Here is a 20,598-nt window from a genome sequence, read left to right on the forward strand (position 1 = left end):
ATTCCTTACTGTTTCTCGTCACAAATTTAGCTACGGATCGCCAACAGGGCATCAAAGATCGTCGAAGCAGTCTGGATTACCTTGGCATTCGCCATGTAATACTGCTGGAAACGAACCAGATCGCCATACTCTTCATCCAGATTGACGCCGGATACAGACTGTTGCTCAGTAGTCAGCTGCGACACCACATTTTTCTGTGATGTATCGGTAACCTTGGCGGTACTGGTTTTGTTGCCGATATCCCCGACCAGACTGGCATACGCCTGACTGATACTGGATTTATTCTCTACAACCTTGCTGGTCTGCAAATTCAGTAACGCTTTAGCGTTGGTGTTATCACTCACGCCACCACCGGCTGACGTCAGCGAAACACCGGCCGCCGCAATCTTGGACGAATCCGTTACTTTCACCGACATATCCACGACGACATCGCGAACACCTTTGACCGTAAACAGGTCTTTCGCTGCCGGCGTACCGGAGATATCCAGTTTCATCCCGTCAAAAATCAGACTGGCCGACGTCGAACCGCTGGCTGCGGTATACGTCGCAGAGGAAGACAGGTCGGCACCATCCGACAAACGCGTGATCGACCAGTCATTAGCTGCCGGACCAACGAATTTGACGCTATAGTCGCTTGCCTTAATGTAGTTGGTGTCGTTACGCGTCAACGAAGCGGCGGACGTTGAGCCGGTCGGCGCAGTTTGCGAAATGGATGATTGCCCCGGTGATACTTTGAAACTGAAAGTATCGCCTGATGCAGCCGAACCGGAAATATCGATAGTGAAACCATCAAAGGTCAATGCAGAGCCGGACAGGGTTGAGGCTGCTGTCGTACCGTCAGAGCGGGTAACGCTCCATGACGTTCCGTTGTACTGCATTGAGTAAGTATCGCTCAGATAGGACGAGGTCAATTCGGTAGCAGACGTATTTTTGGCGCTCTTTAACGTGACGGATGAGCCAACGCCAAAGAAATCCCCGCCCAGATCATTGTTCAGGTCGTACCCGGCTTTGTGTTGCTGGTTGAAAGCATCGGCAAACGCCAGCGCCATCTGTCCCAACTGATTGCGGGCGCTATCCAGCGTACTGGTACGGAAATTGAGCAAACCGCCGAGAGAACCACCGGTAATGGTGCTTTCTTTTACTTCACTCACGCCGGCGATCGCATCGTTGTAAGAAACAGTTGTGCGAGCCGGGTCAGTGCTGGATGGCGTAGCGACCAGCGTATTGTAGCTTTTGCCCTGAACCAGGGTCAGGCCATTTTTCAATGCAACGTTGTAAATGTCGCCATCCTGGACCGCCACATCCACGCCAACCAGCTTGTTCAGGTCATTAACCAGGTTATCGCGCTGATCCAGCAGATCATTCGGCGACGCGCCGTTATTGGCGCCTTTCAGACGAATAATCTGATCGTTGATATCAGCAATCTGTTTGGCATAAGTATTAATTTGCGTAACGGTGATGGAAATTTCGCCGTTGATATTGCTGTCCATATCACGCAGGTACTGATCGGTAATCTTGAACTGATTGACCAAGGCTCCGGCTTTGCCCAGCACGGTTTGACGCACTGAGGAATCGCTGGAATTGCTGGTCAGGTTCTGCAGGTTCTTAAAGAAGTCCTGAATTGTGGTGGACAGGCTGGATGAACTGCTCGACAACAGGTTATCGATCTTGGAGATCTGGCTGTAATACGACGTGGTCGCGCTGCTTGTTGTCTGTGCCGCACGTAACTGTTTGGCAATGAAATCATTGTAGTCACGATTGATGCTGACAACGCTGACCCCGTTGCCAATATAACCGGCGGAAAGATTGGTGCCGTTGTTCTGTGCCAACAGTGCATTTTGACGGCTATACCCTGTAACAGCCTGGTTACTGATGTTGTTACTGACGGTACTCAACGCCGCCTGGGCAGCACTCAAACCACTCATTCCGGTGTTAATCAAATTGGACATGCTGGGTTCCTTTTACTCTTACTCATGCACAGACAGGGCAGTACCTATTACCGGGCACAAAAAGATATCGCCGTTATAAATTAACTTGTATAGCTATCGGCAGACGGGCTGAAAACTTGAGGAAAATTAGAAAATCCCGCTCAGGTCGTGCGTATAGGCCTGAACCGCCTTTTCACCCGAGTTTTTCATCTGCTGAATCATGCTTACCAGCTTCTTCGCATAAGCCGGGTCAGTCGCATACCCTGCCTGTTGCAGCGCCACCGCAGCCTGTTCTGCGGTGGCCGCAGCAGAAACACCGGCATAACGGGGATTCTGCGTCAGTAATTTGGCGTAATCGTTTAATGCTTCCAGATAAGAACCGTACACACGGAAGGCGGCTTTGACCTTTTTGGCGATGCCCTGCTCGTATTCTGTCGTGGTAACTTCCGTGACCGGGCCATCCCAACTACTGCCGGCTTTAATACCAAAAATGTTGTGACTGCGACGGCCATCGGCGGTAGGAATCTCACGCTGCCCCCAACCGGACTCCAGAGCAGCCTGCGCCATAATCAGATGATGTGGGATACCGCTTTGCTGGCTAACCAGCATGGCTGGCGTGGACAACCGGGAGATAAAGTCGGTGCTGCTCATCGGCAACGCCGACGATTTTTCCGGTAGTTTGGGGACGGCCTTACGCACCATCTGTTCCAGCACAAACGAAGGCATGGCCCGGGCTAATTGACCATCGGGTTTGAAAGGCGCCGTCGATGCGGGTTCATTCCCGGCAATGCCCTGGCCCATCATCTGTTTTTCAATTACGGAAGCCAATCCCAGCCCCTTGCCCGACGACATTTGCTGGGCCAGTTGCTGGTCATACATTGATGTGAGCATGCGGGTTTGATCGCTGCTGAAAATGCCATCTTTCGGCAACGCGTCACGCATACTCTTCATCATCATCTGCACGAAGACGCCTTCCAACTGTTTAGCCACAGCGCGAATCCCTTCCCGGCTCTGGGGATGACTGGATACATCCCGCTTCAGCGAGTTAAGCGACTGTGTCTCATAAGCAGGATTGTTAAACGCCTTCATATCGCTCATCAGATAATTTCCAGCTTCGCTCTCAGGCAACCAGCACTTTCCATCGCCTGAAGAATTGACATCAGATCCATCGGCGTGGCGCCAAGCGAGTTCAATGCTCTGACCACACTGTTAAGATTCGCACTGGAGTTGACTCGTTGCAGCGCGCCGCCTTCCTGACGCATGGAGATTTCCGTTTGCGGTGTCACGACCGTTTGCCCGCCTGCCAGCGGCGTGTTCGGCTGACTTACCACATTTTGCTGGTTGATGGTAACGGACAGGTTGCCCTGAGCGACCGCGCAGTTCTCCAGTTGGACATTGCGGTTCATGACCACCGAGCCAGTACGAGAGTTAATGATAACCTTGGCGTCCAGCGTGCCGACATTCACCTCAATATTCTGCATGTCGGCCAGGAACCTCACCTGAGCGCTGTTGCCGGCAGGCACCACAACCCGAACAGTACGCGAGTCCAGCGGAGCTGCCGAACCACCGCGACCAAAACGGTTGATGGCATCGCTGATGCTCTGTGCCATGGTGAAATCATCCTGATTTAACTGCAGTATGATGGTATTGCCGGTGCCAAAAGTATTGGGCAGTTCACGCTCGATGATTGCACCGCCGCTGATACGCCCGCCCGACAGTTGGTTTACCTGCACGCTGCTGCCGCCCGCGGATGCGCCAGCGCCGCCGATCAATACGTTCCCCTGCGCGATAGCATAGATCTGATTATCCACCCCTTTCAGCGGCGTCATCAGCAGCGTACCGCCGCGCAGGCTCTTGGCGTTACCCATCGAAGAAACGACAACATCCACCGGTTGTCCCGAACGGGCAAACGCCGGCAACTTTGCCGTCACCATAACGGCAGCCACGTTTTTCAACTGCATGTTGGTACCAGCCGGAACGGTAATCCCCAACTGAGACAGCATGTTGTTCAGACTTTGAGTGGTGAACGGCGTCTGCGTGGTTTGGTCACCGGTGCCATCCAGCCCCACCACCAGACCATAGCCAATCAGGGCATTATCACGCACGCCCTGAATACTCACCAGATCGCGGATACGCTCGGCCGATGCAGGCGGAGCCACCACCATCAGCAAAGCAAGAAGAACGGTAAAGATTGAAGTGATCCGCATTGTATGCCTCATCAATTTAGAACGGCGAAACATTAAGGAAGAACCGTTGCAGCCAGCCCATGGTCTGCGTTTCATTAATGTAGCCATTACCCACATATTCCATACGCGCATCCGCCACTTGTGTTGACGGTACGGTATTGCTGCCGCTGATAGTTCTTGGGTTTACCACCCCGGAGAAACGAATAAATTCGGTTCCCTGATTAACTGCAATCTGTTTTTCACCCACAACGTGCAGGTTGCCATTCGTCAGCACCTGATCCACGGTAACCGTGATAGTGCCGGTAAAGGTGTTATTCGCGTTGGCGCCGCCTTTCCCGGTAAAGTCATCTTTGCCGGTAGCGTTAAATGCGGCCCGGTTATTGCCCAGTGGGCCTTCCAGCAAACGCGGCGTCGTGGTCATACCGAACGAGCCGGAAGCATCACGACTGGCATTCGCCGACGAACTCTTGCTCGCGCTGACGTTTTCCTGCAGCACAATGGTAAGCGTATCCCCTACATTCCTTGGGCGACGATCCTCAAACATCGGTTGATAGCCATAGTTCATCGCCTGCCCGGTCTGGAAAATAGAACCGTTGGGAATAGCCTGTAAAGGCGGTGCAGGCTGCGCTGTCGTTGGCCCGGTCACCACCTTGTCATGAGGTATATAGGCGCAACCGGACAGTGTTAACATCATCACGTATGCCAGCAGACGGGGCCGACATGGCTGCAACGCTGCAACCGACTTCGTATTCATCATCACTACGGATATCGCCTTACTTTCAGTAATCTATCCACATATTGAATCAAGGTGGCCACTTTACCCATCTGCATTCCAGCCGCAAATCAGTAAAACGCCACCCTATTTAACAAGCATTACCCAGGAAAGATTACAGCTGGGTCAGTTTCTGCAACATCTGATCGGTGGAAGAAATCGCCTTGCTGTTGATTTCATACGCGCGTTGAGTCTGGATCATCGACACCAACTCTTCGGCGACGTTCACGTTCGATGTTTCAACGAATTTCTGATAAATCAGACCCGCTCCGTTCAGGCCAGGCGTGCTCTGAGTCGGCGCGCCGGAACTGGCGGTTTCCGCATACAGGTTTTCGCCGAGGTTTTCCAGGCCCGCCTCGTTGATGAACATAGCCAGGTTCAGCTGTCCGATCTGCACCGGCGCAGTCTGCCCCTGCTGAGTCACGGTGACCACCCCGTCGCGGCCAACCGTCAGGTTGCTGGAGTTTGCCGGGATAGTGATCGCCGGCTGGACCTGAAAGCCGCTGGATGTCACCAGCTGACCGTTGGAGTCCTGCTGGAAAGAGCCATCGCGGGTATACGCCGTGGTTCCATCCGGCATCAGCACCTGGAAGAAACCGGCGCCCTTGATCGCCATATCCTTCACATTACCGGTTTCGGAAAAGGAGCCTTGCGTATGAATGCGCTCGGTTGCCACCGGACGCACACCAGTCCCCAGTTGCAGACCTGACGGCAGTGTGGTCTGTTCTGAAGACTGCGCCCCTGGCTGACGAACTGTCTGGTACATCAGGTCCTCAAATACGGCACGCTGACGCTTAAAACCATTGGTGCTGACGTTCGCCAGGTTGTTGGATATGACATCCATATTGGTTTGCTGGGCGTTCAGACCGGTTTTGGCAATCCATAAAGAACGGATCATCGAGTCACTCCTGTGCGCAAGGGCACTTAATTCATTGCAAGTATCTGATTAGCACGTTGCGTATTATCATCAACGCTGCTGATCACTTTCATCTGCATCTCAAAACGGCGCGAGTTGGAAATCATCTCCACCATCGATTCAACCGTATTGACGTTACTGCCTTCCAGTACCCCCGGCATTACCCTGACCGTTGCGTCATTCTGTAATACCGCACCGCGCTGCTGCTGCGCGGCCGGGGACACACGAAAAAGCCCGTCGTCGCCACGGGTCACTTCGGTTCCCGTCGCCTTGGCCAGCTTCAGGCGCCCGATCTGGGTAACCGTGTTCGCGGCATCGCTAGGGTTTAACGCATTGATGGTACCGTCAGGGCCGATAGTAAGCTGAGTCTGAGGCGGAACGTCAATCGGGCCGCCGTCGCCCATCACCAGGTTGCCCTGAATGGTCAACTGCCCGTTGGCGTTGATTTCCATATTACCGTTGCGGGTATAGGCTTCACTGCCGTCCGCAGCACGCACCGCCAGCCAGCCGTCCTGCGACAAGGCAACATCCATCGAACGCCCGGTATAATCCATCGAACCCGGGGTGGTATCCGCCCCAGGAGTTGATGATATCACCAGTGTGCGCGTCTCGTTGGTCACCCCCTGGATCGGCACAGCACGCATCGCAGCCAGCTGCGCGCGAAAGCCCGGCGTCGAGGCGTTGGCCATGTTGTTCGACGTAATGGCCTGTTGCTCCAGCGTCTGGCTTGCTGCGCCCATCGCTGTATAGATAGCGTGATCCATGCAATATCCCCGTTATGATAATTAACGCAGGTTGACCAGTGTATTGAGAATCTGATCCTGCGTTTTGATGGTCTGCGCATTCGACTGATAGTTACGCTGGGCAACGATCATGTTAACCAGTTCCTTACTCATATCGACGTTGGAACTTTCCGTCGCCTTACCAACCAGTTTGCCCAGGTTGCCGGAACCTGCCAGACCTACAACAGCCTGACCAGAATTACTGGTTGCCGCCCAAACGTTATCCCCCTGGGGAGACAACCCTTCCGGGTTAGCGAAGTTAGCCAGCGCAATCTGCCCAAGTACCTGGGTTTTCGAGTTGGAATAAGAGCCGACAACCGTACCATCGTTACTGATGCTGTAACCGGTCAATTCACCCGGAGCATAACCATTCTGTGTTGGCGTCTTGGTGCTATTGGAACCGCTGTTCTGCTGTACTGTGCCGGTAAACGCAAGCGTAAAGGTACTGGCGGCAGAACCATTCAACGTCGCCATGGTTAACGTCGCCGGCGTCGTCGTCGTCAGCGCACCACTGTTATTAAAGGACAACGCGGTCGGCCCCTGGAAACCGGCGCCGGTAATGCTGGTATCCTGAGCGTACACGTTCCAGCTGTTGGCGGCGCTTTTCACAAAATAGAGCGCAAAGTTATGCTCGTTACCCAAGCTATCGTAGGTAGTGATGGAACCCTTGTAGTTTGAGGTATTGGTCGGATCGGTCGCGTCCCAGGTATTGGTGCTATCCGATGAGTTCAGGTTGGCGATAATAGATGCCGTGGTCGTCGCGTTGGCCGACATAGTGGTTTCCGGTATGCTCAGCGCCACCGGGTCTGCACCTTGCTGAATGGTCGGCGGAGTACCGGTGGCGGGATAACCGGTCAACTGCAGCCCCTGCGCGTTGACGATATTACGGCTGCTGTCTAAGGTGAACTGACCGTTACGGCTGTAAACCACACTGCCGTTACTGTTAAGAAGACGATAGAAACCATTCCCGTTAATGGCTACATCCAGCGAACGAGACGTACCGGTGATAGAACCGTTGCTAAAGTCCTGCAGTACGGATGCAACTCGGGTCCCCAGACCTACGTTGGAGCCGGCATACATATCGGCAAAAGAGATATTACTGGCTTTGAAACCAACGGTAGCGGAGTTGGCAATGTTGTTGCCAATCACGTCCAGATTGTTAGAGGCAGCGTTTAAGCCACTGACCGCCTGAGAAAAGCTCATAGTGCTCTCCTGAATATTGATGAACTGTTATTCACTAAAAAAGTGACGCGCGTTATATCCGTAACTGCTACAAAATCTGACGTACATTATCCAGCGTGGACTGACCGCTCAGGCCCAGGTCCAGTAATGCCCCACTACTATTGGTGACCACGCCATTCACGTACGCGTAGTTCAGAGCCTCTACTACCTGCTGAGTACCATTTGAGGTAGCGGAAACCGAAATTGTATAAGCACCATCTGGTGCGGCCGTACCATCAGAGACCTTGCCATCCCAGGAATAGGCATGAACCCCGGCGCTCAATGAACCCAGTTCCATACTGCGAACCACTTTGCCGGAACTGTCGGTGATATTGACGGTCACGTTCTCCGCCGCATTTTCCAACTCAACGCCGAACGGCGTAGTCGTTTCCTTGCCGACTAGCACTTTGGTGCCCGGCACCAGCACGCCGTGACCAATCAATGAGGCGGCCTGAATGGACTGGTTGCTGTTGATTTGCGTGGAAATGGAGCCCAGTGTGGTGTTCAGCTTCTCGATGCCGCTCACCGTGTTTAACTGAGCCAGCTGAGAGACCAACTGGTTGTTATCCATCGGGTTGGTCGGATCCTGATTTTTCAGCTGAGCAACCAGCAGAGTCAGGAAGCTATTCTGTAAGTCAGCACTGGTACTTCCGCTGACAGACGATGTCGACGTCGTTGATGTAGTACTTTGGACGTCACTGACAGAAGATGTGGTAGCCATGAATTCTCCAGATTACTGACCAATGGTTAATGTCTTCAGCATCATCGATTTTGTGGTATTCAATACTTCCACGTTCGCCTGATAGCTTCGGGACGCCGAAATGGTGTTAACCATTTCATTGACAGGATTCACATTCGGCATGCGGACATAGCCTTTGGCATCGGCCAGCGGATTTCCCGGCTGATAGACCAGTTTTTCCGGAGAAGGATCTTCGACCACTTTGGCGACTTTCACACCGCCAGTCGCCTGCCCCGGAGCAGCATCGACCTCAAAAACCACCTGCTTGGCGCGATAGGGCTGACCATCGGGTCCCGTAACGCTGTCGGCGTTAGCCAGGTTACTGGCGCTAACGTTAAGGCGTTGAGACTGGGCAGAGAGCGCCGAGCCGGAAATATCGAAAATATTAAGTAACGACATGAGACATCAACCTTATATCTGTCGCCAATGCTGTTATGATGACCCGGACTGAAGTACCGACATCATCCCTTTAATCTGCCCGCCGATAAGCGTCAGGCTGCTCTGATACTTGAGACTGTTGTCCGCGAAGTTGGTACGTTCGCGATCCATGTCAACCGTGTTGCCATCAAGAGCCGGCTGAGTCGGGACACGGTAGAGCAGATCAAGTTCGGGCGGTTGCACTGTCTGAGCGGGAATGTGTCGTGCAGACGTCAGGCTCAGCGATACTGACTGGCCGCTGGCACGCCCTTGCTCCATGACTTTGTTCAGTTCGCTGGCAAAATCAATGTCACGCGCCTGATAACCAGGAGTATCCGCGTTGGCTATATTGGCAGCCAAAATCTCCTGACGCTGGGCACGGAGATTCAATGCTTCTTGCTGAAACCGTAGCGCGGCATCCAATTTATCGAGCATGCTCCCTCCGCAATTTAAACTTTAGTGCTGGTAGGATAATTCTCATCCTGTAAAAATCATCGCAAGAATAGACATAAAATGAAGCGCTATTTATTGCCTTAACTGTAAGCAAGTACCGTTACACTGATACCGTGAAATTAAACGGTTTTTGGAGAGCGTAAGACTGATGCCGGATATCAGAAAATACATACAGTTATCGATGTTGGGTATCTTGTTTGCCCCGGTACTGGTGAATGCTGCCGATCTTGCATCACAAATTTCCCGCTTTTTTTCGGATAATTTTAAAGGCTCGTCCAATACGATTAATGTGGTGGTAAAGACGCCTGAAGCCCAATGGCCCGTTTGTGAAAATCCGCAGATTTCACTGCCGGGGAATGCCAAAATGTGGGGCAATCTTTCAGTATCGGTTCGCTGTAGCCAAGAACGGCGTTTCGTTCAGGTCGAAGTGCAGGTTACTGGAAACTATGTGGTCGCTGCGGCTCCGGTCAGCCGGGGAACAGAACTGACGTCCGGCGATATTCGAACCATCCGCGGCAGGATCGATCAACTCCCTCCCCGCGCCTTGTTCACCCCGGAAGAGGCCCAGGGCGCGGTGGCGCTGCGGGATATCGCCCCAGGCCAGCCCATCACCCAGGTGATGATTAGAAAACCCTGGGTGATCCGCGCTGGGCAAAACGTGCAGATTCTGGCCCAGGGGGATGGTTTTAACGTACGCAGCGAAGGAAAGGCGATGAACAATGCGGCTTCGGGCCAATCTGCCAGAGCACGCACGGCTTCAGGGCAGGTCGTATCAGGCATCGCAACCGACGATGGGATTATTCTGATCTCACAATAATTTGCTAAAGTAATGCTCAATGCTGCCGATATGATGTACATAGTCGCTGATGATATACTGGTTAAATAAATGCCAGTTTTAGATGGTGTTAGCTATCTCATTGATTATCATCATTTATACTTTTCATGACACGAGCACACTACCATGAGCATTGATCGGACCCAGTCAGTCAAACCGGTAAGCCAGGTTCAACCCCGGGATACCGGCGACGTAGCAAAATTGAAGCGGAAGGAAGAAACCGGGCAGCAAAGCGGTGTGACCGGTACTCAGGTTAAACTGAGCGATGCGCAGTCCAAGCTGATGCAACCGTCGTCGCAGGACATCGATATGCAGCGCGTAGAAACCCTGAAGCAGGCTATTCGTGACGGTTCATTAAAAATGAACGTCGGTAAAATTGCTGATGCATTAATTAAAGATGCTCAGGACTTAATCGCAGGCGACTAACCCTATGGAAAAACTTGTAAAGCTGCTGGAGCAACTGCTGTTCAACATGCGTGAACTCGAAGTTGTGCTGTCTGATGAGCAGTTGTTGCTTTGTGCAGGCCATGTTGATGGGCCAGCTCTGCAAGTGATTACCGATAAAAAGGGCTCTCTGTTATCGACTATCCAGCATTTGGATAAAATTCGCCTGCAGGGAGAATCAGTGTTGCGAGTAAAAGCGCCTTACTCTAGCCATGCGACCCTGGAACAAACCTGGCAACAGATCACCGCGTTAAGTGAATCTTTGCGCGATAAAAACCAGCATAACGGCTTACTGCTTGGTTATCATCTCGATCACAACGAAAAAGCGCTGGCGGTATTGAAACCTCGTCACGCACAGTCTCTGTACGGACCGGACGGTCAATCTCGAAGCAATTCTATTTCTGGCCGACGAATCAGTATCTGATTTGGACTAAACCAGTCGGCTTACTCGCGCATCTTGTCGTAGAAATATCAGCACATATAATTTCAATGCACTATTTATAGTTCACTGATATTTCATTAGATACCACATCCACCGACGTAGCCATCCGCCCGCTTCCAGGCACATAGAACAACATCCTGAACTCGCTGTTGGCGGGTACGCCCTGCAATCCGCGAGTTTGCCCGCTGGCGCCATCCAGATTGATACAACGATTAGCGGCGCAGAGCTTGACGGCAAGATCTATCGGCGCTGGCGATTTCAGTTGATATCGCCAGTAGATTACCGTCACGGATTGGGCGGCCGTTACGCCCAACCCAGGGGGAGGAAGCAACGCAGGCGAAGAGGCCAGCATGCCCTTGTATTGAAATGATGGCCCAGTCAGGCTTGTATTCCACCCGCCTTGTTGAGCGTGGGCGCTAAATGAAAACGCCCCTGTCGCTAAACTAAAAAGACCGACTATCAACATGTTCTTCATCAGGAAGACTCACCAATCATCGACGTCATTCTGATCTGCCGGCTATCGCTGATCTCGAGGTTCGACAATACGGCAATTTGCGGCAGGCTGCGGCGCAGGAAACGTGACAATAATCCGCGCAGTGCGTGGTTAACCAGCAACACCGGCGGTGCTCCCAGCATTTCCTGTCGCTGCAATGCCTGTTTTGCCTGTTCCAGCAGTCTGTCGCTCAATCCGGGTTCCAGACCACCGCCGCCCTGAAGCGCCTGTAACAGCAAACGCTCCAGCGCACTGTCCAAGCCAATAACCTGCAGCTCCGTATCGCCCGGGAACCACTGCTGCGTGATAGCCCGCCCCAACGCAATACGCACCGCGGTAGTCAGCTCATAGGGATCGGTTTGCACCGGCGCGTGCTCGGCCAGTGTTTCAATAACCGTGCGCATGTCCCGAATCGAAACCTGTTCACTTAACAGATTCTGCAGCACCTTGTGCAGCGTCGTTAAGGTCACTACGCCCGGAATAAAGTCTTCGGTCAGCTTCGGCATTTCCTGAGACACGCGGTCCATCAATTGCTGCGCTTCCTGACGGCCGAACAGCTCACTGGCATGCAGGCTGAGTAAATGGTTCAGGTGCGTAGCCACGACCGTACTGGCCTCAACTACGGTATATCCCTGTGTTTGCGCCTGCTCTTTCAGCGCACTTTCAATCCAGATCGCCGGCAGGCCAAAAGCGGGATCTTTAGTCAAATCACCTGGCAAGGTACCTACTGCATTGCCGGGATTGATCGCCATCCAGCGTCCCGGATGGGCTTCACCGCTGCCGATTTCGACCCCTTTCATCAGAATACGATAGCTGGCTGGCTGCAGATCCAGATTGTCCCTAATGTGCACGACCGGGGGTAGAAAACCCATTTCCTGAGCAAATTTCTTTCTGATACTACGAATACGCCCGAGCAACTCGCCATTTTGCTGAAAGTCGACCATCGGAATTAAGCGGTACCCGACTTCCATACCGAGCGGGTCCTCCAGTTGCACATCAGACCAACTGGCCTCCACCACCTGCGGTGTAACAGGCGCCGCAGCCGCGGCTTCATTCGCTGCAAACTCCGCTTTGCTTTCCCCTTTCCGCATCCACCAGGCCAGCCCTAACAACGCGCTGGTGAAAAGTAGGAAAACGAAGTTAGGCATGCCGGGGACCAAACCGACCAAGCCCAACACCCCGGCGCTCAAGACCATGACACGCGGGTTATTGAACAGCTGGGTCACCATCTGCTGACCAACATCCTGATCGGTACTGACTCGAGTCACGATCACACCGGCCGCGGTTGAAATCACCAGAGCTGGTATTTGCGCCACCAGACCATCACCGATAGTCAACAGGGTGTAGTTCTCAACCGCCTGTCCCAGCACCATATCATGCTGAACCACCCCTACCAGCAACCCGCCGATGATGTTGATGGCCATAATCATCAGCCCGGCGATGGCGTCCCCCCGCACGAACTTACTGGCACCATCCATGGACCCGTAGAAATCCGCCTCCTGGGTCACTTCAGAACGCCGTTTCTTGGCCTCATCCTCACCAATCAAACCGGCATTCAGGTCGGCGTCAATCGCCATTTGCTTACCTGGCATACCGTCCAACGTAAAGCGCGCGCCAACTTCAGCGATACGGCCGGCACCCTTCGTGATAACCATAAAGTTGATCAGCACCAGGATAATGAACACCACAATACCGATGGCAAAATTACCGCCCACCAGGAAGTGGCCGAAGGCTTCAACCACACGCCCGGCGGCGCCGGCGCCGGTATGCCCGTCCATCAAAATGACACGAGTCGATGCCACGTTGAGCGACAGACGCAACAGCGTGGAAAACAGCAGAATGGTAGGAAAGGCAGCAAAATCGAGTGTGCGCTGGGTAAACATGGCGACCAGCAGCACCATAATGGACAGTGCGATGTTAAACGTAAACAACAAGTCCAGAACAAACGGTGGCAACGGCAGAACCATCATCGACAAGATGAGCAATATCAGAACAGGTCCTGCCAGGATCTGCCATTGGGAACCTTTCATATTGCCTGGTAGGCGAAGCAAAGAGGCCAGATTAGCCATCGGTTGTTTTCTCTTTAGCAAAATCCAGTGCATCCGGCACAGGTAAGTTTTTAGGTTTACGCGGTATCAAACCGCCTTCACGTTTCCAGCGCTTGAGCTGGTAGACCCAGGAAAGCACTTCAGCGACTGCGGCGTATAATCCGGTGGGAATGTGATGCCCAATCTCAGTATGACGGTAAAGGGCGCGTGCCAGCGGCGGTGCTTCCAGAATCGGGATACGATGCTCTGCTCCCAATTCGCGAATGCGCTGCGCTATCTGATTGGTGCCTTTGGCCAATACCTTGGGCGCATGCATTTTCTTCTCATCATACTTCAGTGCCACGGCATAGTGGGTCGGGTTGGTAACAATCACATCCGCTTTCGGTACATCCGCCATCATTCGACGCTGGGCCATCGCCCGCTGCTGCTGGCGAATGCGGCCCTTGATATGCGGATCCCCTTCGTGTTCTTTGTATTCGTCGCGGATTTCCTGCTTGCTCATACGCAACCGCTTAATATGGCTCCATATCTGCCAGCCCACGTCAAAAGCCACCATGGGAAAGAGCCCCAGGATCACCCAGAAGCAGCACAGGAAGGCAATGTTCAGCGCATCTTTTATCGCGATCCCCAATGGCTCAGACACAAGGTGCAGCATGCTATTCCAGTTGTGCTTGAGAAACCAGAAAGTAATGCAGCCGACAATGACGGCTTTGAGGATGGCTTTAAATAATTCGGCCAGTACATGGGTTGAAAACATACGTTTCAACCCAGATAGCGGATTCATTTTACCAAAATCGAAGCTAATCGCCTTGGTGCTAAAAATCAGTCCCCCCAGCAATATCGGCGCTGCCAGGGCAACCAGCACCAGACCGAATAAGATAGGGACAAGCGCCATCACCGCCTGCTCGATCAACGAACCGACATGGGAAATAATTAACCGCTCGTCGCTGATGAAGTTATGGTCAAATATTAATCCTTTGGCCATCATATCAGTCAGTCTGGCTGCCATGCCGGAGCCGCTTCCCCACAAAATCGCCAGGCCGGCGATCAACATAAGCACCGACGTCAATTCTCGCGATCGGGGAATCTGACCTTCTTCTCGGGCTTTTTCCGTTCGTTGGGGGGTGGGAGCTTCTGTTTTCTCCAGATCGCTATCGTCTGCCACTACAGCCGCTCCTGTTAATGCCCGCTGACATAAAGTTATACACCGCTAGCATGACAAATCCGGCAAATCATGATGGGTAGAAAAAAGGAGAAAATAAGCGGCTATTTATTTTATTGCATAAGACGGGGCGCAGGAATTTACGATCGGGACACGCCCGATCGTAAACATCCACATACCTTACGCCACGATGCCCACTCATACGGATGCAATGGGTGTCGGGGAAAAATCAGAAACCCAGGCTATCCAACAGGTCATCAACCTGATCCTGGTTAGAAACAATACCTGCAGCGGTTTTATCAACCTGAGGCCCATTAAGCAGGCCTTCATTCGCACGACGGGTTTCAGACGGTTTTTCCGGAATGTTTTCCAGCAAGACCATCAACAGTTGTTTTTCAATTTCCTGAACAACATCCATCATGCGCTTAATCACTTGCCCGGTTAAATCCTGGAAATCCTGAGCCATCATGATCTCCAGCAACTGAGCATTGGTAAACGCAGTATGGTCTGGGACGGATTCAAGGTAATTGCGCGTATCGGTAACCAACTCACGCGCCTCCGACAATTCAATCGGATTCTCAAACCACTGATCCCAGCGAACCTTCAGGGATTTGGATTCTTCTTCCAGTTGATTCTGACGAGGCTGGGCTGCTTCAACACAGCTCAATGCGCGCTCTGCCGCTTGTGCGGTCATCTGGACTACATAATCAAGACGATCGCGAGCATCTGGAATCGCTTCCGCCGCTTCAGTGATCGCCTGATCCAAACCAAGCTCTTTCAGGCTATCACGCAGCATGCGTGTCAGTTGCCCGATACGAGAAATAATCTCTGTGGCAGACGCATGATCGTTAATGGGCATCGGATGTGGATTCATGGCATCTCCTTACATACCAAGCTTTTCGAAAATCTTACTCAGTTTTTCTTCAAGCGTAGCGGCAGTAAACGGTTTAACAACATAACCACTGGCACCAGCCTGTGCTGCAGCAATAATATTCTCTTTCTTTGCCTCAGCGGTTACCATCAGAACGGGAAGCTTGGAAAGCGTGCCATCGGCACGGATAGCCTGCAACAGCTCAAGTCCGTCCATATTAGGCATGTTCCAGTCAGAAATGACAAAATCGAAACCGCCTGAACGGAGCTTGTTCAGAGCATCAGCGCCATCTTCCGCTTCTTCCACATTGTTGAAGCCCAGCTCTTTTAGTAGATTTCGAACAATACGACGCATCGTCGAAAAATCATCCACTACTAAAAATCTGAGTTCTTTATCAGCCATACCTACTCCTAATATTATTGCTCACCCGGAGCTGCTATATACGTAATGCCTGTCCGGCAGAAACTTGTGCCAGCATCCGCTGACTCACCTGGTGCAAATCCACCACCTCATCGACACCACCGAGTGCAATAGCCTCTCGCGGCATACCGAATACCACACAGCTGGCTTCATTTTGCGCGATCGTATACGCCCCCGCTTTATGAAGTTCCAGCATTCCCGCGGCCCCATCATTTCCCATGCCAGTTAGGATTACTCCTACCGCATTTCGCCCGGCGTACTGTGCAACAGAGTGGAACAGTACGTCAACAGAAGGACGATGACGATTAACCGGCGGGCCATCATGCAATTTTACCTGATAGTTCGCACCGCTACGCGCCAGCTCAAGATGGCGAGCACCAGGCGCGATATACGCATGCCCCGGCAGGACACGTTCACCGTCTTCGGCCTCTTTCACTGTAATCTGACACAGTTTATTTAACCGCTCAGCGAAAGACTTGGTAAATCCCGGCGGCATATGCTGAGTAATCAGCAACGCCGGGCTGGTCGGCGGCAACGGCTGTAAGACATGCCTGATCGCCTCGGTGCCGCCGGTTGAGGCGCCAATTGCGATCAGTTTTTCACTACTAAGCAACGGTGTACTGGGGATCAACACCGTAGGCGCAGGCGCCGCGTTGCGCTGGGGCAAACGCGCCTTGGCAGCCATACGGATTTTTTCCGCGATCAGTTCACTGTATGCCAACATCCCTTCGCGAATGCCCAACTGAGGCTTGGTAACAAAATCGATCGCCCCGAGCTCAAGCGCCCGCAAAGTAATTTCCGAACCTTTACCGGTCAGCGAAGACACCATCACCACCGGCATTGGACGAAGTCGCATTAATTTTTCAAGAAAATCAAGGCCATCCATACGCGGCATTTCCACATCGAGCGTCAACACCTGCGGATTGAACTTCTTGATTAAATCACGCGCCACTAAAGGGTCAGGTGCAGTGGCAACCACCTCCATATCGGGATGACTATTAATGATTTCGGTCATGATCTGACGCATTAGCGCAGAATCATCAACACATAATACTTTTATTTTGCTCATTATCTTTCCTTAGCCAGCCCATAAACAGTCTGCCCGCGCAGGTAAAATTCCCGACTGATCTGACTGAAGTTCTCTGAATGCCCGGCAAACAATAATCCGCCCGGTTTAAGCAGCGGAACAAAACGACGCAAAATGCGATCCTGGGTCTCTTTATCAAAATAAATCATTACGTTACGACAAAAGATCGCATCAAAAGGCGCTGGCAGAGACCACTCGGGAGCCAACAAATTCACTTGCTGAAAATGTATCATGTTCGCCAGGTCCGGCCGAACACGGACCAACCCGCTGTGCGGCCCGGTTCCCCGCAAAAAGAAACGCTGCATCTGCTGTGGAGAAAGCGAACGCAGATCTTCCTGCCGGTAAATGCCGGCAGACGCTTTCTCTAAAACCTGTGTATCAATATCGCTGGCTATGATCTGACAGTTACTGGCACGGTCGCCATAGACTTCAGCCAGAGTCATCGCCAATGAGTAAGGCTCTTCTCCCGTAGACGCAGCGGTACACCAGATGCTGTACCCTCCGGGCCGTTTACGGGCGTGCTCGGCAAGAATGGGGAAATGGTGCGCCTCACGAAAAAACGCCGTCAGATTGGTCGTTAACGCATTAATAAATGCCTGCCATTCGGCACTGTTCGGGTCCGATTCCAGCAAAGCAAGGTACTGACCAAAATCGTTGATTCCCAGTAAACGCAGCCGTCTGACCAGACGGTTGTAGACCATCTCACGTTTATGATCGGCCAGCACGATGCCGGCGCGCTGATAGATAAGCTGGCTGATTCTTCGGAAATGAACATCAGACAGCGGCAACCGTTCAACCATCTGACTCAAAATAGATGTAGAACCTGAACGATTTGGCGATGGTGTATTTTTCATATCTGACCGCCCGAAAATGGATAGATGATTTTATTGTTTTCCAATCAGACTTCCCATTATAGCTATTACAGGTCTCATGCTTTAATCTCCGGCATCTTCTTATGCGATGAACCGGATACCACCCAGAATACCAGCGGGAAGCATGCTTTTATCAGCCCTTCTCCGACGGATTAATGGCGGTAATCATGCGATGGTTTACATTGATGCCTTTTCGGCATTGTTCATCGTGAAGATTGCTCACCGAAAAATAATGCAACCCTTATCGTCGCCATACGCTTCTGAGTGCGAGCAGCCGCATCTGACTGACAATCACGCCCAGAATGCCGTTAAAATACGCCTATACAGTTGGCATTACTTATATCAATCGGCCGTATTAAACCTTTCTTTAACTAAAGAAGCGTCATAACGGTAACAAAAATTAAAACTGCAACCTTTGTCTCAAAACCACAGCCGTATCAATACCGGCTGCGTAACATTAAGGCACAGAATCCCTTAAAAATATCTTAAGTAAACATCATCCAATATAGCGTCTCCCTGCCATTTTTTTGTTCCGTGATGCAACTTTCATTAGTGAGAAAAAAGAAAGCTGCAAAAATCATCAGATGAAAATCTATACTCAGCATTGCTATTGTTGCTCAGGATAAATTTTCATTATTGCTTGTCTATTTATCGGATGGGCCGATAACCTGGCCCATCCGATTCAGCGATTAAAAGGTTTCCCAGTTATCGGTGGTTTTACTGGCTCTGGCCTTTTTCTCTTTCTCTGCGGAAGCCGGCGTTGCCAGGAGAACCGGTTTGGAAACCGGCGCCCGTGAGGCAATCGCAGCGGGGCGTCCGGCCGCCACCGTAGCATCCGACAAACGGAATACGGCCACTGCCTGATTCAGTACCCGAACCTGCTCTTCAAGCGCATTCGCCGCAGAGGCAGATTCTTCCACCAGCGAGGCGTTCTGTTGGGTAACGCGGTCCATCTCGGTCACCGCCAGGCCAACCTGATCGATACCGCGGCTTTGCTCCTCAGACGCAGAAGCAATTTCGCCCATGATGTCAGTAACGCGCGTGACGGCACCGACGATCTCGCCCATGGTTTCCCCGGCACTTTCGACCAGTACGGAACCTTCTTCAACCCGATTTACCGAATCCTCAATCAGAGATTTAATCTCTTTTGCCGCTTGAGCGCTGCGTTGGGCCAGGTTACGCACCTCGCCTGCCACAACAGCAAAGCCTCTTCCCTGCTCTCCGGCTCTGGCCGCTTCAACAGCAGCGTTCAGCGCCAGGATATTGGTCTGAAAAGCGATACCGTCGATCACGCTGGTGATATCAGCAATCTTCTGCGAACTGCCAGCAATGTTATGCATGGTTTTCACCACGTTATCGACAACCTTGCCGCCTTTCTGCGCTGTTTCGGAGGCGCTCAACGCCAGTTGGCTTGCCTGACGCGCATTCTCGGCGTTCTGTTTCACGGTGGATGTCAACTGCTCCATGCTGGCCGCAGTTTCTTCCAGCGCCGCAGCCTGCTGTTCGGTTCGTGACGACAGATCACTATTGCCAGCGCTGATTTCCGATGCGCCGGTATAAATGGCTTCTGCTCCCAGCCGAACCGCACTGACCGTCGTAAAGAACTCAGTCTGCATATGGCGCAGGCTATCCGCCAGAATCCCCATTTCGTTCGTACCATGGAAATCAATCCGGGTAGTCAGGTCGCCTTTCGCCATATGCCGGATATGTTCAATAAGATTGGTCAATGGCTGAATAAGTGAACGATTGATACCCAGCCAAACAAGCAGCGCCATCACGACAACCAGTATCGCTACCGATATCAGCAACCATAATGCCGTTGAATAAGCCGAATTATTTTCCTCTACGGCATTAGCATAGACTTTGTCGTAAGATTCTTTGTAAGAATAATAGGCCTTCTCGAACTTGTCCTGAAAACTTTGAGTCGGCTGATCAAAAAACTCCTTCAGCCTACCGTTAGAGATAAAAACAATCAGTTCGCTTAACGCGCTGTTCAACGTGGTGTAATTATCTTTCACCACTTGAGCTACAGCCGGATCCTGCTGATTGGTATAAGGGATCTTTTCATAGTTGGCGAAGTGAGTGTTGGCGATAACCAGCTGTTTTTTCGCTAGTTCAATCAGCTCCTTGGCTGATACGCCGCCAGATGCCCCGCCTGATGCGTCCATGGCATAACGTGTTCCTGCACGGTTCAACGTGTTACGAGTCTGCAATAAATAAGACCAGGTAGATTCCAGTTCTGATTTCTGCTGATTAATAATTCGTGTCGTCGTGAAGATATCTCTGTCCGACTTCAGTGCATTAAAAAATAACCCACCAGAAATGATTTGAAGAGCAATGAATAGTCCAAGAACGATAACGATCCCGGAAACAACTTTTACACGATTCAGCATATTAAGCCTTAATAACAACGATCATTGATGCTTGTGCATCTCTATAACTTTTGAATTCCAGAGATTGAGGGTATCAAATGACATGGGCCACCGAAGTGGCCCAATATGGCTGGTTTA

The 20,598-nt window shown here is 52.0% G+C and carries 21 protein-coding genes; 3 read left to right on the plus strand and 18 right to left on the minus strand.

The features are described 5' to 3' along the window. Positions 1–26 precede the first annotated feature (26 nt). From flgK to flgB, 10 genes are all read right to left on the minus strand, one after another. A complete protein-coding gene (flgK, locus tag DXXMK7_RS13540; RefSeq protein ID WP_038919563.1) occupies positions 27–1,949 on the minus strand; it encodes a flagellar hook-associated protein FlgK in 1,923 nt (640 codons plus the stop codon). 126 nt (positions 1,950–2,075) lie between these two features. Continuing rightward, entirely contained in the window at positions 2,076–3,026 is a 951-nt protein-coding gene (gene flgJ, locus DXXMK7_RS13545; protein WP_038919564.1) for a flagellar assembly peptidoglycan hydrolase FlgJ, read from the minus strand. Then, complete coding sequence (locus DXXMK7_RS13550) at positions 3,026–4,135, minus strand: flagellar basal body P-ring protein FlgI (RefSeq protein ID WP_038919565.1); 1,110 nt, start codon at positions 4,133–4,135, stop codon at positions 3,026–3,028. Before DXXMK7_RS13550 ends, flgJ begins: the two co-directional genes overlap by 1 nt. Positions 4,136–4,151: 16 nt before the next feature. Next, the gene (locus DXXMK7_RS13555; protein ID WP_033112348.1) at positions 4,152–4,868 is read right to left on the minus strand and encodes a flagellar basal body L-ring protein FlgH; all 717 of its coding nucleotides are present in this window, start codon (positions 4,866–4,868) and stop codon (positions 4,152–4,154) included. A gap of 133 nt (positions 4,869–5,001) precedes the next feature. Next, positions 5,002–5,784 (minus strand): flagellar basal-body rod protein FlgG, encoded by a 783-nt coding sequence (gene flgG / locus DXXMK7_RS13560; protein WP_038919566.1) that lies wholly within the window; start codon positions 5,782–5,784, stop codon positions 5,002–5,004. Between the two features lie 26 nt (positions 5,785–5,810). Continuing rightward, the gene (locus tag DXXMK7_RS13565; RefSeq protein ID WP_038919568.1) at positions 5,811–6,566 is read right to left on the minus strand and encodes a flagellar basal body rod protein FlgF; all 756 of its coding nucleotides are present in this window, start codon (positions 6,564–6,566) and stop codon (positions 5,811–5,813) included. Between the two features lie 21 nt (positions 6,567–6,587). Beyond that, complete coding sequence (gene flgE, locus DXXMK7_RS13570; RefSeq protein WP_038919569.1) at positions 6,588–7,787, minus strand: flagellar hook protein FlgE; 1,200 nt, start codon at positions 7,785–7,787, stop codon at positions 6,588–6,590. Between the two features lie 67 nt (positions 7,788–7,854). Then, on the minus strand, positions 7,855–8,526 hold the full coding sequence (flgD, locus tag DXXMK7_RS13575; RefSeq protein ID WP_038919570.1) for a flagellar hook assembly protein FlgD: 672 nt from the start codon (positions 8,524–8,526) through the stop codon (positions 7,855–7,857). A 12-nt stretch (positions 8,527–8,538) separates the two neighbouring features. After that, a complete protein-coding gene (gene flgC, locus DXXMK7_RS13580) occupies positions 8,539–8,943 on the minus strand; it encodes a flagellar basal body rod protein FlgC (RefSeq protein WP_038919571.1) in 405 nt (134 codons plus the stop codon). A 33-nt stretch (positions 8,944–8,976) separates the two neighbouring features. Next, positions 8,977–9,396 (minus strand): flagellar basal body rod protein FlgB, encoded by a 420-nt coding sequence (gene flgB / locus DXXMK7_RS13585; RefSeq protein WP_033567706.1) that lies wholly within the window; start codon positions 9,394–9,396, stop codon positions 8,977–8,979. Positions 9,397–9,562: 166 nt separating this feature from the next. Between flgB and flgA the strand changes: the two genes are divergently transcribed. From flgA to DXXMK7_RS13600, 3 genes are all read left to right on the plus strand, one after another. Next, positions 9,563–10,231, plus strand: coding sequence for a flagellar basal body P-ring formation chaperone FlgA (gene flgA / locus DXXMK7_RS13590; protein ID WP_038919572.1), 669 nt, complete (start codon positions 9,563–9,565; stop codon positions 10,229–10,231). Positions 10,232–10,375: 144 nt separating this feature from the next. Further along, positions 10,376–10,675: a flagellar biosynthesis anti-sigma factor FlgM gene (gene flgM, locus DXXMK7_RS13595; RefSeq protein ID WP_038667902.1), complete on the plus strand. Its 300-nt coding sequence runs from the start codon at positions 10,376–10,378 to the stop codon at positions 10,673–10,675. 4 nt (positions 10,676–10,679) lie between these two features. Next, positions 10,680–11,117, plus strand: a complete 438-nt coding sequence (locus DXXMK7_RS13600) for a flagella synthesis protein FlgN (protein WP_038919573.1) — start codon at positions 10,680–10,682, stop codon at positions 11,115–11,117. Positions 11,118–11,187: 70 nt separating this feature from the next. Here the strand turns inward: DXXMK7_RS13600 and DXXMK7_RS13605 are convergent, their stop codons facing one another. From DXXMK7_RS13605 to DXXMK7_RS13640, 8 genes are all read right to left on the minus strand, one after another. Next, positions 11,188–11,610 (minus strand): flagellar protein FlhE, encoded by a 423-nt coding sequence (locus DXXMK7_RS13605; RefSeq protein WP_038919574.1) that lies wholly within the window; start codon positions 11,608–11,610, stop codon positions 11,188–11,190. Next, on the minus strand, positions 11,610–13,697 hold the full coding sequence (gene flhA / locus DXXMK7_RS13610; protein ID WP_038919576.1) for a flagellar biosynthesis protein FlhA: 2,088 nt from the start codon (positions 13,695–13,697) through the stop codon (positions 11,610–11,612). Before flhA ends, DXXMK7_RS13605 begins: the two co-directional genes overlap by 1 nt. After that, positions 13,690–14,841 carry a flagellar biosynthesis protein FlhB gene (flhB, locus tag DXXMK7_RS13615; RefSeq protein WP_038919577.1) on the minus strand — a complete coding sequence of 384 codons (1,152 nt, stop codon included), beginning with the start codon at positions 14,839–14,841 and terminating at the stop codon, positions 13,690–13,692. Before flhB ends, flhA begins: the two co-directional genes overlap by 8 nt. Before the next feature lie 226 nt (positions 14,842–15,067). Further along, complete coding sequence (gene cheZ, locus DXXMK7_RS13620; protein WP_013318518.1) at positions 15,068–15,712, minus strand: protein phosphatase CheZ; 645 nt, start codon at positions 15,710–15,712, stop codon at positions 15,068–15,070. A gap of 9 nt (positions 15,713–15,721) precedes the next feature. Further along, positions 15,722–16,111, minus strand: coding sequence for a chemotaxis response regulator CheY (gene cheY / locus DXXMK7_RS13625; protein ID WP_013318519.1), 390 nt, complete (start codon positions 16,109–16,111; stop codon positions 15,722–15,724). Between the two features lie 34 nt (positions 16,112–16,145). Then, positions 16,146–17,198: a chemotaxis response regulator protein-glutamate methylesterase gene (locus DXXMK7_RS13630; protein WP_013318520.1), complete on the minus strand. Its 1,053-nt coding sequence runs from the start codon at positions 17,196–17,198 to the stop codon at positions 16,146–16,148. Further along, on the minus strand, positions 17,198–18,070 hold the full coding sequence (cheR, locus tag DXXMK7_RS13635; RefSeq protein ID WP_038919578.1) for a protein-glutamate O-methyltransferase CheR: 873 nt from the start codon (positions 18,068–18,070) through the stop codon (positions 17,198–17,200). The genes DXXMK7_RS13630 and cheR overlap by 1 nt, the downstream gene beginning before the upstream one ends. A 707-nt stretch (positions 18,071–18,777) precedes the next feature. Beyond that, positions 18,778–20,481, minus strand: a complete 1,704-nt coding sequence (locus tag DXXMK7_RS13640) for a methyl-accepting chemotaxis protein (RefSeq protein WP_038919579.1) — start codon at positions 20,479–20,481, stop codon at positions 18,778–18,780. Positions 20,482–20,598 lie beyond the last annotated feature (117 nt).

This window comes from Dickeya sp. MK7 (assembly GCF_000406305.1).
GTDB classification, from domain to species: Bacteria; Pseudomonadota; Gammaproteobacteria; order Enterobacterales; family Enterobacteriaceae; genus Dickeya; species Dickeya fangzhongdai.

Excerpts from the sequence above, each read along its gene's own strand:
- flgK (WP_038919563.1), bottom strand. The coding sequence starts at position 1,949 with ATGTCCAATTTGATTAACACCGGAATGAGTGGTTTGAGTGCTGCCCAG.
- flgJ (WP_038919564.1), bottom strand. The coding sequence starts at position 3,026 with ATGAGCGATATGAAGGCGTTTAACAATCCTGCTTATGAGACACAGTCG.
- DXXMK7_RS13550 (WP_038919565.1), bottom strand. The coding sequence starts at position 4,135 with ATGCGGATCACTTCAATCTTTACCGTTCTTCTTGCTTTGCTGATGGTG.
- DXXMK7_RS13555 (WP_033112348.1), bottom strand. The coding sequence starts at position 4,868 with ATGAATACGAAGTCGGTTGCAGCGTTGCAGCCATGTCGGCCCCGTCTG.
- flgG (WP_038919566.1), bottom strand. The coding sequence starts at position 5,784 with ATGATCCGTTCTTTATGGATTGCCAAAACCGGTCTGAACGCCCAGCAA.
- DXXMK7_RS13565 (WP_038919568.1), bottom strand. The coding sequence starts at position 6,566 with ATGGATCACGCTATCTATACAGCGATGGGCGCAGCAAGCCAGACGCTG.
- flgE (WP_038919569.1), bottom strand. The coding sequence starts at position 7,787 with ATGAGCTTTTCTCAGGCGGTCAGTGGCTTAAACGCTGCCTCTAACAAT.
- flgD (WP_038919570.1), bottom strand. The coding sequence starts at position 8,526 with ATGGCTACCACATCTTCTGTCAGTGACGTCCAAAGTACTACATCAACG.
- flgC (WP_038919571.1), bottom strand. The coding sequence starts at position 8,943 with ATGTCGTTACTTAATATTTTCGATATTTCCGGCTCGGCGCTCTCTGCC.
- flgB (WP_033567706.1), bottom strand. The coding sequence starts at position 9,396 with ATGCTCGATAAATTGGATGCCGCGCTACGGTTTCAGCAAGAAGCATTG.
- flgA (WP_038919572.1), top strand. The coding sequence starts at position 9,563 with ATGCCGGATATCAGAAAATACATACAGTTATCGATGTTGGGTATCTTG.
- flgM (WP_038667902.1), top strand. The coding sequence starts at position 10,376 with ATGAGCATTGATCGGACCCAGTCAGTCAAACCGGTAAGCCAGGTTCAA.
- DXXMK7_RS13600 (WP_038919573.1), top strand. The coding sequence starts at position 10,680 with ATGGAAAAACTTGTAAAGCTGCTGGAGCAACTGCTGTTCAACATGCGT.
- DXXMK7_RS13605 (WP_038919574.1), bottom strand. The coding sequence starts at position 11,610 with ATGAAGAACATGTTGATAGTCGGTCTTTTTAGTTTAGCGACAGGGGCG.
- flhA (WP_038919576.1), bottom strand. The coding sequence starts at position 13,697 with ATGGCTAATCTGGCCTCTTTGCTTCGCCTACCAGGCAATATGAAAGGT.
- cheZ (WP_013318518.1), bottom strand. The coding sequence starts at position 15,712 with ATGAATCCACATCCGATGCCCATTAACGATCATGCGTCTGCCACAGAG.
- cheY (WP_013318519.1), bottom strand. The coding sequence starts at position 16,111 with ATGGCTGATAAAGAACTCAGATTTTTAGTAGTGGATGATTTTTCGACG.
- DXXMK7_RS13630 (WP_013318520.1), bottom strand. The coding sequence starts at position 17,198 with ATGAGCAAAATAAAAGTATTATGTGTTGATGATTCTGCGCTAATGCGT.
- cheR (WP_038919578.1), bottom strand. The coding sequence starts at position 18,070 with ATGAAAAATACACCATCGCCAAATCGTTCAGGTTCTACATCTATTTTG.
- DXXMK7_RS13640 (WP_038919579.1), bottom strand. The coding sequence starts at position 20,481 with ATGCTGAATCGTGTAAAAGTTGTTTCCGGGATCGTTATCGTTCTTGGA.